The 13,199-nt window shown below is 55.3% G+C and carries 10 protein-coding genes; 5 read left to right on the top strand and 5 right to left on the bottom strand.

The window, feature by feature from the left end:
* Positions 1-64 precede the first annotated feature (64 nt).
* Positions 65-1,177 carry a branched-chain amino acid ABC transporter substrate-binding protein gene (locus KEHDKFFH_RS09775; protein WP_104321755.1) on the bottom strand — a complete coding sequence of 371 codons (1,113 nt, stop codon included), beginning with the start codon at positions 1,175-1,177 and terminating at the stop codon, positions 65-67.
* A 153-nt stretch (positions 1,178-1,330) separates the two neighbouring features.
* Complete coding sequence (locus KEHDKFFH_RS09770) at positions 1,331-2,239, bottom strand: tetratricopeptide repeat protein (RefSeq protein ID WP_104321754.1); 909 nt, start codon at positions 2,237-2,239, stop codon at positions 1,331-1,333.
* A 168-nt stretch (positions 2,240-2,407) separates the two neighbouring features.
* Between KEHDKFFH_RS09770 and KEHDKFFH_RS09765 the strand changes: the two genes are divergently transcribed.
* Positions 2,408-2,902, top strand: a complete 495-nt coding sequence (locus KEHDKFFH_RS09765) for a MarR family winged helix-turn-helix transcriptional regulator (RefSeq protein ID WP_104321869.1) — start codon at positions 2,408-2,410, stop codon at positions 2,900-2,902.
* Positions 2,903-3,124: 222 nt separating this feature from the next.
* Here the strand turns inward: KEHDKFFH_RS09765 and lon are convergent, their stop codons facing one another.
* Positions 3,125-5,575: an endopeptidase La gene (lon, locus tag KEHDKFFH_RS09760; RefSeq protein ID WP_104321753.1), complete on the bottom strand. Its 2,451-nt coding sequence runs from the start codon at positions 5,573-5,575 to the stop codon at positions 3,125-3,127.
* 208 nt (positions 5,576-5,783) lie between these two features.
* On the opposite strand from lon, the gene trxA reads away from it, so the two are divergent.
* From trxA to KEHDKFFH_RS09740, 4 genes are all read left to right on the top strand, one after another.
* On the top strand, positions 5,784-6,647 hold the full coding sequence (gene trxA / locus KEHDKFFH_RS09755) for a thioredoxin (RefSeq protein ID WP_104321752.1): 864 nt from the start codon (positions 5,784-5,786) through the stop codon (positions 6,645-6,647).
* Between the two features lie 71 nt (positions 6,648-6,718).
* Positions 6,719-7,033: a hypothetical protein gene (locus KEHDKFFH_RS09750; RefSeq protein ID WP_104321751.1), complete on the top strand. Its 315-nt coding sequence runs from the start codon at positions 6,719-6,721 to the stop codon at positions 7,031-7,033.
* Positions 7,034-7,454: 421 nt separating this feature from the next.
* Positions 7,455-9,893: a translocation/assembly module TamB domain-containing protein gene (locus KEHDKFFH_RS09745; RefSeq protein WP_104321750.1), complete on the top strand. Its 2,439-nt coding sequence runs from the start codon at positions 7,455-7,457 to the stop codon at positions 9,891-9,893.
* Positions 9,893-10,987: a hypothetical protein gene (locus KEHDKFFH_RS09740; RefSeq protein ID WP_104321749.1), complete on the top strand. Its 1,095-nt coding sequence runs from the start codon at positions 9,893-9,895 to the stop codon at positions 10,985-10,987. The genes KEHDKFFH_RS09745 and KEHDKFFH_RS09740 overlap by 1 nt, the downstream gene beginning before the upstream one ends.
* Positions 10,988-11,019: 32 nt before the next feature.
* Here the strand turns inward: KEHDKFFH_RS09740 and KEHDKFFH_RS09735 are convergent, their stop codons facing one another.
* Both KEHDKFFH_RS09735 and KEHDKFFH_RS09730 read right to left on the bottom strand, forming a co-directional pair.
* The gene (locus tag KEHDKFFH_RS09735) at positions 11,020-11,868 is read right to left on the bottom strand and encodes an alpha/beta fold hydrolase (RefSeq protein ID WP_104321748.1); all 849 of its coding nucleotides are present in this window, start codon (positions 11,866-11,868) and stop codon (positions 11,020-11,022) included.
* Positions 11,861-12,991 (bottom strand): helix-turn-helix transcriptional regulator, encoded by a 1,131-nt coding sequence (locus tag KEHDKFFH_RS09730; RefSeq protein ID WP_104321747.1) that lies wholly within the window; start codon positions 12,989-12,991, stop codon positions 11,861-11,863. The genes KEHDKFFH_RS09735 and KEHDKFFH_RS09730 overlap by 8 nt, the downstream gene beginning before the upstream one ends.
* Positions 12,992-13,199 lie beyond the last annotated feature (208 nt).

Raw genomic sequence — 13,199 nt, 5'->3', positions numbered from 1 at the left:
ACACCTTCTCCCGGATCGCGGTGAGAAGGTGCTCTCATGATTACCGTTTGTTAACGATTTTGGCTCAGTTTACCGGAGTTTTGCTTCCATCTGAATGCCATTCGTACACAACAAACTCGAACGACTTCATGTCGCCGGCCTTGTCGTACTCAACGGTGCCGATCGGAGTCTGGAAGGTGCCTTCGCGCAGGGCGGCAGCAACATCAAACGGGTCGGTGGAGCCAGCCGCTTCAATGCCTTCGGCAACCAGTTGTACGGCAGTGTAGGAGGTCAGAACGAACGGACCGGAGGGATCCTCGCCTTTCTCTTCGAACGCCTTAACCAGCGCCTGGTTTTCGGCTTTCTGGTCGAACGCCGGTGGCAGGGTTACCAGGAGGCCTTCGGCGGCTTCGCCGGCGATGGTGTTGATGTCCTTGTTACCCACGCCCTCGGGGCCCATGAAACGGGCATCCAGATCAGCTGAGCGCGCCTGGCGAAGGATCAGACCCAGTTCCGGGTGGTAACCGCCATAATAGACGTAGTCCACATCGGCCTGCTTGAGTTTGGTGACCAGCGAGGAGAAGTCCTTGTCGCCGGCAGTGATACCTTCGAACATGGCGATTTCCACGCCCGCATCTTTCAGGGTGTCACGAACCGCCGTGGCAATGCCTTCACCGTACTGCTGCTTGTCGTGAACAATGGCCACGCGCTCCGGGTTCTGGGAGGCAATGTAGTTGCCTGCAACCGGACCCTGCATGCTGTCCAGGCCAATGGTACGGAATACCAGCTCATAGCCACGCTCGGTGATTTCCGGGCTGGTGGAGGCCGGGGTCACCATCAGAATGCCTTCATCTTCGTAAATGTCAGATGCGGGCTGGGTGGAGCTGGAACACAGGTGGCCGATCACGAAGCGTACGCCGTCGTTGACCAGACTGTTGGCAACGGTAACGGCCTGCTTCGGATCACACACGTCATCGTATTCCACGGCAACCAGCTCTTCCCCCATAACACCGCCGTTGGCGTTGATCTGCTCGATCGCCATGCGGGCACCAGAGAATTGCATGTCACCGTACTGGGCAACGGGGCCTGTCATGGGGCCGGCAATACCGATCTGGATTTCTGCAGCGGCGTGGCCGGCGCCCATCAGGGCTACGGAAGTACTAACAGCAGTTACGAGTTGTTTTACTGAAGTTCTCATTGAGTCTGTCCTGTTTTATTTCAGGGTTATTCTTGTGTTCTCAGAGGGTTAAACAAACACCACACCTCACTGCTTGTCAAGCGAATGGGCAGGTGTTTGCTCCGGAACACGGGCCTGTCTGCAAAGGCAATTCCCGTGCCGCTCTGAGCGGTGTCACGCATCCGTGCCGTCTTCTTCATCCTGTGAGACCAGCGCCCGGAAGCTCTCATGTTCACGTAGCTGGTCAAAACTCACGTCTACGGAAGCATCGTCGCGGTATGCCTCCGAAATTTCAATAGCTTTCTTCAAGGTGCTGACTGCGTCGTCCCAGCGGCCAATTTCCGCATAGGCGCATGCCAGCTGATAGTGCGCGTGGCCATTATCCGGTGCAAGTTTCAGGGCCCGCTGACAAAGACTGATGGCCCAGAGCGGTTCCTGCATTTCCAGAACGGCGTCAGCCTTGTAGCTCAAAGCCTCCACATCATCCGGGCGAAGATCCAGAATCTGATCGTAGGCGGAAATCTTGTTCTGCTGTGAGGTTTCCTGGCTGGCTTTGAGCCACAGCGAATGCACTTCGTTGGTGCGCTCAATCTCGGCCTGGTTCTGGTGGATAATGTCGGATTTTTGCTTTAGCTGCTCTTCGATGAATTCGAGTCGCTTCTCGTATTCAATCACCAGTTCGTTAACCCGCTTTTCCGCCAGGCTGGTGAGCTGGTTCCGCATATCCCGGATGGAGTTCCAGCCGATAACCACGAGAATCGATGTGGCGCCCGCTATCAGGTAGAAGAAGTAGGTCACGGTATCGGTGGCATAGGACATGGTTTTGTCGGCAACAGACAACTCCTTGTCTACCACCTTTTCGATCAGTTCTGCCCGTGTGTTCTGCATCTCCTTGCGAAGCGCCTTGCTTTCCTCCAGCAGATACAGCTCCACAAAGGGCGTGTACATGGGCTCTTCCAGAGTCTTGATGCTCTCTTCCAGGTCTTCCGCGGTGAGCTCTTTCTCGGGTCCCAGCTTATCCTGACCGTAGAGGGTGCCGGCGAATGTCGTCATGAAAAGAAAAGGCAGGAAAAACTTGATCATCGGGCGCGGTCCGTCCGTCTGTCTGTCGAAAAGAAATAGAGGTGTGACCATAGCATAGTGGCTGGCCGAAAAAATGCCGTGAATCTTCCTGACTTGCAATTCGCGGTACAAAGACCTCTAATAGTTAGGGGTATAAATAAATTGCCAATGCCGAATCGGAGTATTGCTGTGAACAGTTATGAAGATGTGCTGGTGGCTTTAAGACGTGTCATCCGGGCAACAGACCTTCACTCAAAGCGGCTGAGCAAGCATGCCGGGCTGACCGGGCCGCAGTTGCTGATCATGAGAACGATTCGGGATCTTGGCGAAGTGACCATCGGCACCATTGCCGACAAGGTCAGTCTCAGCCAGGCGACGGTAACGACGATTCTGGACCGCCTGGAGCACCGGAATCTGGTATACCGGGTGCGCAGCACTCAGGACAAGCGGAAAGTGCATGCTCATCTGACCGAAGAGGGGGCGGATCTGCTGGCCCGGGCGCCCAATCCGTTGCAGGAGGATTTCATCAAGAAGTTCCAGAGTCTGGCGGAATGGGAGCAGACCATGATATTGGCCTCTCTGCAGCGGGTGGCCAACATGATGGATGCCGATGATATTGATGCGTCGCCGGTGCTGACCGTGGGGTCGGTTCTGAAGGACGATGGCTGGAAAGAAAAGGCCTGAACAGTGGTGTCGGATTACGACCCGGAGGGTCTAATCCGACCTACAAATCAGCTATCATCCGACCTACAAATCAGCTATGGCAATCGTCGGATTAGACCTACAAATCAGACGTCTCGAATTCGTAGGTCGGATTAGCAAAGCGTAATCCGACAAGCCCGCACGATTTATGTACCGAAGCCCGTAAGTCGGCTCAGCAAAGCGTAAGCCGACAAACCCACACAATTAATGCACCGAAGACCCCTTCCTGGGCTTGTTCCCGAAGCACACCTGGAACACATCGCTGTAATGCTTGGCAAAGTTCACCACCAGGCCTTCCTTCAGGTACTCCGGCAGTTCCTCATAATCACCACGGTTCGCTTCCGGCAGGATCAGGTTGCTGATTTTTTGCCGGCGCGCTGCAATGACCTTCTCTCGGATACCGCCCACCGGCAGCACCTGTCCGGTCAGCGTAAGCTCTCCTGTCATGGCGATATTCTGCTGCGGCGCTTCGCCGCGTGCGATGGACAGCAACGCAGTAGCCATGGTGACACCGGCGCTGGGGCCGTCCTTGGGCGTAGCGCCTTCGGGTACGTGCAGATGCACGAAGGATTTGTCAAAGAAAGTCGGGTCCCCTTTATAGCGTTTGAGGTTCGAGGACACATAGCTGTAGGCGATTTCGGCAGACTCCTTCATCACATCCCCCAACTGGCCGGTCAGTTTGAAGCCGCGTTGAGAGCTGTGGATTCTGGATGCCTCAATGCTCAGGGTGGCTCCGCCCATGGCGGTCCAGGCCAGGCCGGTTACGACACCGGTGCCTTTTAGGGATTTCTCTTTTTTGAACGAAGGCTGTCCCAGATAACTCTGCAGATCCGAAACACCCACCTTCACCGGCTGGTCCGGGTTTTCCAGCAGCTTCACGATGCCCTTGCGCATAATCTTGTGCAGTAGCTTCTCCAGGCTACGCACGCCAGCTTCGCGGGCATAGCCCTCAATAACCTGCTTGATGGCGGCGTCGGTGATGTTGAGTTGCTTTTTCAGCAGCCCGGCCCGCTTCAGCAGCCTGGGCAGCAGATAGTGCTTGGCGATCGCCAGTTTCTCTTCCGCGATGTAACCGGACAGGCGAATCACATCCATGCGATCCAGAAGGGGCCGCGGAATCGTGTCCAGTTGGTTGGCGGTGCAGATGAACAGAACCTTGGAAAGGTCCATGCGCACGTCCAGGTAGTGGTCCAGGAAGTCACGGTTCTGTTCCGGATCCAGGGTTTCCAGCAGAGCGGAAGCCGGATCGCCCTGAAAGGACGCACCGATCTTGTCGATTTCATCCAGCATGATGACCGGGTTCGCCACTTTTGAATCTTTCAGCGCCTGCACAAACTTGCCGGGCATGGCGCCGATGTAGGTGCGCCGATGGCCCTTGATTTCCGCTTCATCCCGCATGCCACCAACACTGAAGCGGTAGAATTTCCGGCCCAGTGCATCCGCCACGGAATGGCCAATCGACGTCTTGCCAACGCCGGGCGGGCCCACCAGCAGGAGGATCGAACCGCTGACCTCGCCCTTGAAGGTACCTTCAGCCAAAAACTCGATGATGCGATCTTTCACATCGTCCAGGCCGTCGTGATCGCGGTCGAGAATCCGGCGGGCTTCGGCCAGATCGAAGTGGTCTTCCGAGTGAACGCCCCAGGGAACCTGGGTCAGCCAGTCAAGATAATTACGGGTGACGCCATATTCCGGCGAGCCCTGTTCCAGCACCTGCAGTTTTTCGATTTCATCGTTGAAGCGCTCCTTAACCGCCTCGGGCGGGTTGAGCTCCGCCATGCGTTGCTGGAAACGCTCCACATCTGCGGTCTTGTCGTCCTTGGCCATGCCCAGCTCGCGCTGAATGACCTTGAGTTGTTCCTTCAGAAAGAACTCGCGCTGATGCTTCTGCACCTTGGCGTTAACCTCTTCGCTGATTTCCGACTGCAGCCGGGCAACTTCCTGTTCCTTGCGCATCAGCAGCAGGACCTTCTCCATGCGGCGGAGCAGGGGAATGGTGTTGAGCACATCCTGCAGCTCGTTGCCCGGTGCGCTGGTCATCGAGGCGCCGAAATCAGCCAGCGGTGAGCTGTCGTCCGGTCCGAACCGGGAAAGGTATTGCTTTACCTCTTCGCCATAGAGGGGGTTGGTGCGCAGCAGCTCCTTGATCGCGCTGATAATGGCCAGGGTGTAGGCCTTGAGCTCGTCTGCGTCTTCTTCCGGTTCCACCGGGTACTCAACTTCCACCAGATAAGGCGGCTTGCGGCGCAGCCACTGGACAATCCGGAAGCGCTGAAGCCCTTGGGCAATGAACTGGACCTTGCCACTGTCGTTCTGGGCATGATGCACACGCACGGCGCAGCCCACCGTCTCAAGCTGTTCACTGGCAGGGGTGCCATCTTCGGTTTCCTGTTCTTCCACAAAGCAGATGCCCATGACCTTGTGATCGGTCTCGCCGACCCGTTTCAGGGTTTCCTGCCACGGATTCTGGTTTACCACGACCGGCTGAACCTGAGCCGGAAAGAAAGGTCGGTTTGAAACCGGCAGCACATACATGCGCCGGGGCATCATCTGCTGGGGCAGGGCGAGGCTTTTGCTGTGCTCGTCCTTGCCGATGTATTCGGTCACGTCCTCTTCGAATTCCTCAAGTGAATCGTTTTGCGTGTCATCATTCATGCCGCGAGCATCCATCCGGAAAGGTTGTGAATCCGCCCGGGACGGGCTGCTGAGTGGTTGTCCCGGAGCGTTGCTTACTAGCTATGTAACGGCAGATACGGTGATTTCAAGGAGTTGGGTTGGCACCGTTGGCGCTTGAATTTCCGGGAGTTGGCCCCATGTCTCTGACAACTCCGAACGATTCATTCGACTTTTTCAGGTGCCCTGCATGAGCAACTCTCCCTATATATTTGATGCCACCATGGAAAACTTCCAGCAGAAGGTTATGGAAGCTTCTGCCAGCACGCCCATTCTGGTGGATGTCTGGGCCGAGTGGTGTGCTCCCTGCAAACAGTTGACCCCTCTGCTGGAAAAACTGGCCGAGGATTACCAGGGCGCGTTCATGCTGGCCAAGGTGAACGCCGACGAGCAGGATCAGCTTACCTCGAGCCTTGGCGTGCGCAGCCTGCCCACAATCATCCTGGTGAAGAACGGCCAGGCCGTGGATGGCTTCAACGGCGCTCTGCCGGAGAGCGAGATCCGCAAGGTTCTCGACAAGCACGTGGAAGCGCCGAAGGAGGATCCTTACGAAAAGGCTCACCGAATCTGGGAAGAGGGGGATGTCGAGGGAGCGCTGGCCATCCTGTCCCAGATGAATCAGGAGGATCCGGAAAACCTGAAGGTCCTGATCGATCTGGCCCAGCTGAAGGCAGAAATGGGCGATCTGGAAACGGCTGAACAGGTGCTCGATAGCCTGCCGCCGGAAGAGAAGATGCAGCACCAGGCCAAGCAGCTGGCGGCCCGGATCAAGTTTCTCAAGCAGTCTGCCGAGTTGCCACCGATCAAGGATCTTGAGATGGCCCTGGAGCAGGATCCGAAAGACCCGAACGCACTGCACCAGTTGGCACTTCATCACGTATTACAGGAAAATAACGCCGAGGCCATGGACCTGCTGATCCGCCTGATGCGGGTAGACAGCAAATACAAGGACGAAGTGGCCAAGACAACGCTGATTGAGCTGTTCGACAAGCTGGGCAACAACAACCCGGATGTTCGGACCTATCGCCGGAAGCTCTATACCCTGATGCACTGATCGTTTGGTGTTAGCCAAACACAACGTAGGTCGGGTGGAGCCAAAGGCGAAACCCGACTGGTATTTCCGCAATGCTCAAACTCCCACCTCAACCCGACAACTGTGAACTCTGCGAACGCCCGGTTACCAAACTTACCCGGCACCACCTGATACCCAAACACCTGCACCGCAAAAAACGCTTCCAGAAATTGTTCACCAAAGAAGACCTGATCACCCGAACGCTCTGGGTGTGCCGACCCTGTCATAACGCAATTCATAAAGCCCGATCGGAACCGGACCTGGGGCTGTATTACAACACTCGGGAAAAGCTGCTGGAGCTGGAGGAATTGCGGACGTTTGTTGAATGGCTGAAAGACAAGCCGGAGGGGTTTGTGCCGAAGAAATAGATCGGTTGGAGGTACTGAGGTCTATTTAGTTCGAAAAGTCACATATAAGATAATCTTTTATAATGTTTTACATTGCAGGTGTTCTCTAAAAAACCAATAAAAACAATATTTTCCAGGCTGATTCAGCGCCTTGCTCGTTTTGTGAGCAAGACCCTACCTACCGAATGGTTTTTCCTTAGACTAGCCTCTTTGACGGTTCGCGACATTGCTGGATGTTAATTATGTCGGAGCCGACCGTCATAAAATAAGGATCTCAAGGAGAGACGCTTTGGATAAGTTCAAAAGGTTAGCGCTTGCTGTTGCAGTTTCCTCAGGCCTGGTTGTAACCGGTTGCGGTGGAGGCGGTTCATCGTCACCGTCAGCTGGCACCCCTCCTGGAGGTGATACCTCTGTTGTATCTGGTTCTGCAGTTAAAGGTGTGATGAAAAATGCTGTTGTCACTGCTTATGAACTGGATGACTCCGGTGAGCGATTGGAAGCACCGGTTGGCACAACTACAACAGACAGTAAAGGCCAATACCGTATTGAGCTTAATGATAACTACGAGGGTGGGCTCGTTGAGATCGAAATAACCGTGAGCTCTGAAACCCGCATGGTTTGTGATGCCTCAGACTGTGGGACTGTACCCAAAGGCGCCGACGTTCAGTTGCCGGAAGACTTCAAGCTTAACGCGATCGGTAAGGCAAGCGCGCCCGGCAGTGTCGTAAGTGTACCGGTAACCGCCTGGTCAACCATGGCAGCCAAGCGTGCAAAGACCCTCATTGCTGGCGGCAAGAGTGTTTCTGATGCAGCCAGACAGGCCAAAGCGGAAGTCAGTCAGGTGGCGGGCTTCGATATCGAAAACACCGTGGCTCGTGATGTGAACGATCTGGCGGGCGCCAGTGCCGCTGAAGCTCAGGCGGCCGTGATGAACGCGGCCGTTGCTGAGTTGGTCTTCGCAGGCGGAAGTGAAGGTGTTTCTGCGTCGTTGGACAGCTTCTCCGAGGCCCTCAATGACGGATCAATCAATAGCGAAGATACTTTCACAGCGACAAGCCTATCTTCAGCTGTAAAAACAGTGGTCGAGACAACAGAGGGCCTGGATGACGAAGCTCAGGAATCCCTGAATAACCAGACCGCTCAGCTCGATGCTGCCGGAGATAGCCTCGATACCAGCTATGACGAGGATCTGGACCTTGATGAGGGTGCCACGCAAGCAGACAAGATTGCCGCCTTCCAGGCGTTCGTGACCCAGTTCCGCAGCTGGGCCGGCTCTATTGATGAGACTGCCGCCGCTCTGCAAGATGAAACATCACCTGTTTCCGTTGGACTGGATGCGGATGTGGAAACCGTCCGTGACATATTCGCCCAGGCCGGCGTTACCGGCGATCTGGTAAGCAAGGTGCTGGATGCCTTCTCTCAACAGCTGGCCGGTACCGAAGGACGGGCGGCACTACTGAACGCTTTGGAAAGCGGCGAGCCATTCACAGCCCAGCAGGACTGGACTGATGAAGAAGATCCAACTGCCAGCGGTACCATGGACGCCACCCTCGTTTTTGAGGACACAGAATCCGGCCTCAAGGCTACGGCCACTGGTAGTGTTTCCCAGACTGGTGGAGAGACCCGCGAGTTTGACCTGGTTATCGGCACCAGCCTTGCTCAGGACGATCTGGAGCTGACCTACGATGCCGAGAAGGTTCTGTCACTGCTTGCACAAAACAATGTCACTGTCAGCGGTACGATTGGTGATGGCACCGGTTTTGAGCGGGCGGTGCTGGATCTGGTTGCCAACCTGGAGTTATCCGAAACGATTGCAGGCGAGGTTACGGCCGATGCGGTGCTGGAAAAATTCAGTGCCATTGCCCTGAACGGTTCCATTGCTCTTGCCAACCCAGAAGCAGCCAGCTTCAACGGCGAGATCTCTGTGAAGGCTGTAAACATGACAGGCTCCAGCTTCAGCGCTCTGGATGAGCCGTTCTCTCCGGAATCCTTTGCTCTGTCAGGTGATTTTACGGCCACTTCCGGACGTACTTTTAATCTCTCTACGTCCCTGAACAGCAGCAGTGCTCAGCGCTTCAACCTGTTCACCTACCTCGACTATAACGACACAACTGCGGCGTTTGATTTTGAGGTGGATCGTGCGGAGGTGGCGCAGTTTGTTGAGTATGATGAAACCGCTCAGGACTTCTGGTTTGATATTTATTCATACAGCTCCTGTTATGACTTCGAGTCGGGAACTGACGTTTTTGGTGAGCGAGTGGCCTACTCCGGTTGGTATAACAGCGAGCTCGATACTTATGGCGACAACTGCAATGTTTTGGATGACGCCGAAAATGCCGCTCTTGATCAACTGATCCTGGGCAAACTAGAAACCGCCGTTGGCGCGACCGTTGCTGGACAGTCACAAGTAGAATATGTGTCGGTATACGGTAGCAGCACGTCTGATCTTGCTGAGGTTAATGCAGACATTGCCTTCCCCGACCTGGAAACTGCCAACAACTTTGTAAACCTGTCGTTCAACATTGCAGCAGGTGTTTCTCTGGTTGATATGCCAAAAGCGACGGCTGTGGTTACCCTGACTCGTTCAACTCTGAACGGTGGTAGCGTACTCGCGAACGTCAGCTGGGATGGCGGCAGCTACAGCCTCAAGGTCAGCACCGATGAGCTGAACGCTGAAAACCCGGCAGTCAGCCTGGCATTCTGGAACCCGCAAGGATTCCGTCTTGAAGCGGTTGGCTCGGAAACGGCCAGCGGTGTTCAGAGTCTGACAGGTAATGTCTTCGTTAACGGTGAGGACATCGGTGATGTGGAGCTGCGAAACGGCATTCCTGTAATCACCTACCCGAACGGCGAAGAAACCGTGTTCGAGACATTGTTCTGATGAAAGTACCGGGAAACCGGAAAGAAAGGTGGGGCTTCGGCCCCGCCTTTTTTTTCGTTATAGCGAGTGTTAATGCCAATACAGCGCTGGCCGTGGAGATGTTTGGCAGGTTCGAGACCCAACTGGTAAGCGAGCCGGAGCCAATCAAAACTACATTGAGCGACTGGGGCAGTGAATTCGATTCAGGTAGCCGCCAATGGGCGATCAGCCATGCGGAGGCCGGGTTTCGGGAGCAAGGAATCGAGGTTTCGGTTTTCACCCGTGCGCTGGCGGATCTGAGGATGAATTCGGAGGCCGTGAGCTTTTATGGACGTATTGCTCGCAAGGAGCCGCTAAACGAAGGCGAACGGATTCCCGTTGCTCTGCGCGTCAACGGTTTTTCGGGGTCCGGCATTCGATCTGGCTATCGGCATAATGAGGAATCCTGGACAATTTCCGGCGGCATTTCTGTGTTCAAAACCCGTCATTTGATGAGCGGCACTCTTGATGGGGAGTTTGTGGCGGCCGCCGAGAATGACTATGACTTCAGCGCAGACGTTGACTACGTCTACTACCGGGACGTGATCTTTGATCGACCGGATGTAGAGAAAGCCAGTGGCATCGGTTGGGCTTTTGATATTGCTGCCAGTTGGCAACCCATGGAAAAGCTCGATTTGAACTTCCGGGCCGAGGATCTTTTCTCACGGATTAGATGGAAGGACGCGCCCTTCACGCTAGCACAGGCAAACACCGACAATAAGTCCTTCGATGACGATGGCTACGCTGTATTTGCCCCAACGATATCTGGCACGGAGGGGTATCGGGATACTTTTTATCAGGATCTGGATCCCAGATTTTATGGTACGGCCCAATGGCAAGAGGGCTCCTGGCTCACAGTAGTACACGCTCAGTATCAGTTCGGCTATGGGCTATATGGCGCCGGCTTCGGACGGGCGCTGGCGGATGGTACCCGGATATTGGCAAGCTACTGGCCAGAACTGGATTCCATCCAGTTGGAACTGACCCGAGGAAAATGGCAGGCCATGGTATCCGCAGATGCGCTCGAGTGGTCCAGCGTGCGCGCGGTCAGTCTGGGGCTTTCTTACAATTATTGAGCCAAACCTTTGCTGCTGGCCCCAGGCGCACATCAGCCCCAGATAGCTGAAAGAGTACCGTAGTGAGCGCCACTGATTATCTCGGAGGAGCTGTCCGGTAAGTTGCCGCACAACGTGATCTGGTGGTCTGTATGCACGAGTCTGTCCCCCGAGCCATGAATTACCCGCACTGGCAGTTGTATGTCCTCAGGCGCAAAAGGCCACGAATAAGCTATCAAAAACGAATCTCTGGCAAGCGCATCGGCTGCTGTGATCGAGCCCTGTTCCAACGCAGCGCAAAGGCTCTGCATAAATCCAGGACGAACAGAGTTTGACGACAGGTAGTGCTCTTCCTGATCGCCTGCAGCTCCTATGAGCGCCTGCGATAACTCATCCACAGAACCAGTAAGGGCCTCCAGTTCTTTTGCCAGCGTTTGGCGATCCACCAGCGCCGCCCGCCAGGTACTTGCGGTGAGCTCAGAGGCATACGCGTAGGGATTTTCCATCAAAGGAACCGCGGGCGTCGCAGCGATAACCAGTTGCTCGATTCGGTTGCCAAGATCATGGGCGGCCGCCATGGCGAATACGCCTCCCCCGGAGAAACCGGATATTCCGAATTTCTCCAGTTGCAGGTGATCAGCCAGTTGCCTCAGGTCATCGGAATGGTGTGAGAAGCCATAACCAGGGCAGGGGGTGGACTGTCCATAACCTGGGCGATCCGCAACAATGACCCTTACTCCCGAATCAATGAGCGTGTTCTCTAGGTGAAGCAGTTCGTTACGGGAACCGGGAATTCCATGGCAGTGGATCCAGGTGCCGTTCTCTCCGGTACCGATATCTGAAAAACTCAGATTACGACCGTCTGGCAGTCGAAGATTCAGGTTTCTTGAAGCATCAGTCATCAGGGGATCTTAGCGTGTCGGCGCAAAGTAACAGTATTCGCTGCAGGCTGGCCTGACGTCGAACGCCGGTCTTGCGCATGATGGATTTGAGCTGTGTTCTGCCGGTGTGTCGGGAAATCTGGAGCAGAGCGCTCGCCTCGTTGACATCCAGGCCGCTCACCAGAAGCGTTGCCAACCGACACTCGGCCGGTGTGAGCTGGTACATGATCGCCAATTGGCTTTGATTCAGGCGAGCTGGTCGCCCCGGGTCCAGAAGAAAGCAAAGTATCCCCTGTGCAACGGAGCGGCCGATATGGAATTCGCTCCCCGATCTGCGGGACTGCATCATGACCAGGCAGGCGCCCGTTTCTCCGAGCTTGAGGGTTTCAATCAGAGACAGGTTCTCAATCAGTCTGCCAGCCATCGTCGGCAGAGAACCTGAGCCAGATCCGGAGAATGCTCTGAGCCGGTTGCTGCGAACACCCAATCCGTAAGTGTGGGCGGCGAGGGCTTCCTCTGCCGTACTGTTCATCCAGCGAATGCGCAGGTTTGCGTCCATGTGCCAGACCCCGAAAGGCAATTGGTCCAGCGCATGGTGAGCGTCGTCCAGGGCCTGATTTAGATCGGCAAACAGGTGGGACAGGCGGGTGACCCTTCGGAGGTGGGGGCTGAACAGTTCCAGTGCGTTCAGCTCATGCCGGCAGAAGTGGCCCCGTCGTCTGGGGCGGTGGATGCCGATGTGCAGTGCCTGGCCGTTCTGTCGCTCAAACTGGGCACCCATGGCGTAGAAGTTGCCGTTGGGGCGGAAAACCGTCTGGTAATGTGTCGAATTCTCGAATTCCCGGTCCGAGATAACAGCCGTGCTTTCGATTGCTTTGCCAAGCGGACTGCTCGCTAGGGCCTCCCGGAAGGTATCGCGTACAACACCTTCGGACTCGTAAAATTCGTTGATGGTCTGGTTGAATCCGGTGGAGAAGGAGTGATGAATAACCGGATCATTCAGGTCTGTGAGCCGAAGCGTTGCAGTGTCGGCGTGGAAAAGGTGGGCGATCTTTTCAAGGAACAACGGCCAGTGTTCAGGCCTGGTTGTGTTTTCGTAAAGATCGTCCAGCAGCCCCGGAGCTGCCGACATCAGGTCATTCAAACCAACGGCTCCTGTTGCTTTTTTATACATATTGATTGCGTTTCTCAAGTAAAGCACAGGCTGGAGTTATGCGCCAACCATCCATAAAAAAGGTTCATCGCAGGTTAGCGTGAAAAAGTAGGAGACGGCGGTAAAACCGGTTAGTTTTGAGTTCGCCAAAACAACAAAATTAACCAATCCACCGCCGTCCCTATGAATGCTAATCCTC

The organism is Marinobacter maroccanus (genome assembly GCF_002933275.1).
GTDB classification, from domain to species: Bacteria; Pseudomonadota; Gammaproteobacteria; order Pseudomonadales; family Oleiphilaceae; genus Marinobacter; species Marinobacter maroccanus.
This window is presented reverse-complemented; position numbering and strand designations above follow the sequence as displayed.

Excerpts from the sequence above, each read along its gene's own strand:
- lon (WP_104321753.1), bottom strand. The coding sequence starts at position 5,575 with ATGAATGATGACACGCAAAACGATTCACTTGAGGAATTCGAAGAGGAC.
- KEHDKFFH_RS09740 (WP_104321749.1), top strand. The coding sequence starts at position 9,893 with ATGAAAGTACCGGGAAACCGGAAAGAAAGGTGGGGCTTCGGCCCCGCC.
- trxA (WP_104321752.1), top strand. The coding sequence starts at position 5,784 with ATGAGCAACTCTCCCTATATATTTGATGCCACCATGGAAAACTTCCAG.
- KEHDKFFH_RS09735 (WP_104321748.1), bottom strand. The coding sequence starts at position 11,868 with ATGACTGATGCTTCAAGAAACCTGAATCTTCGACTGCCAGACGGTCGT.
- KEHDKFFH_RS09745 (WP_104321750.1), top strand. The coding sequence starts at position 7,455 with ATGAAAAATGCTGTTGTCACTGCTTATGAACTGGATGACTCCGGTGAG.
- KEHDKFFH_RS09775 (WP_104321755.1), bottom strand. The coding sequence starts at position 1,177 with ATGAGAACTTCAGTAAAACAACTCGTAACTGCTGTTAGTACTTCCGTA.
- KEHDKFFH_RS09750 (WP_104321751.1), top strand. The coding sequence starts at position 6,719 with ATGCTCAAACTCCCACCTCAACCCGACAACTGTGAACTCTGCGAACGC.
- KEHDKFFH_RS09770 (WP_104321754.1), bottom strand. The coding sequence starts at position 2,239 with ATGATCAAGTTTTTCCTGCCTTTTCTTTTCATGACGACATTCGCCGGC.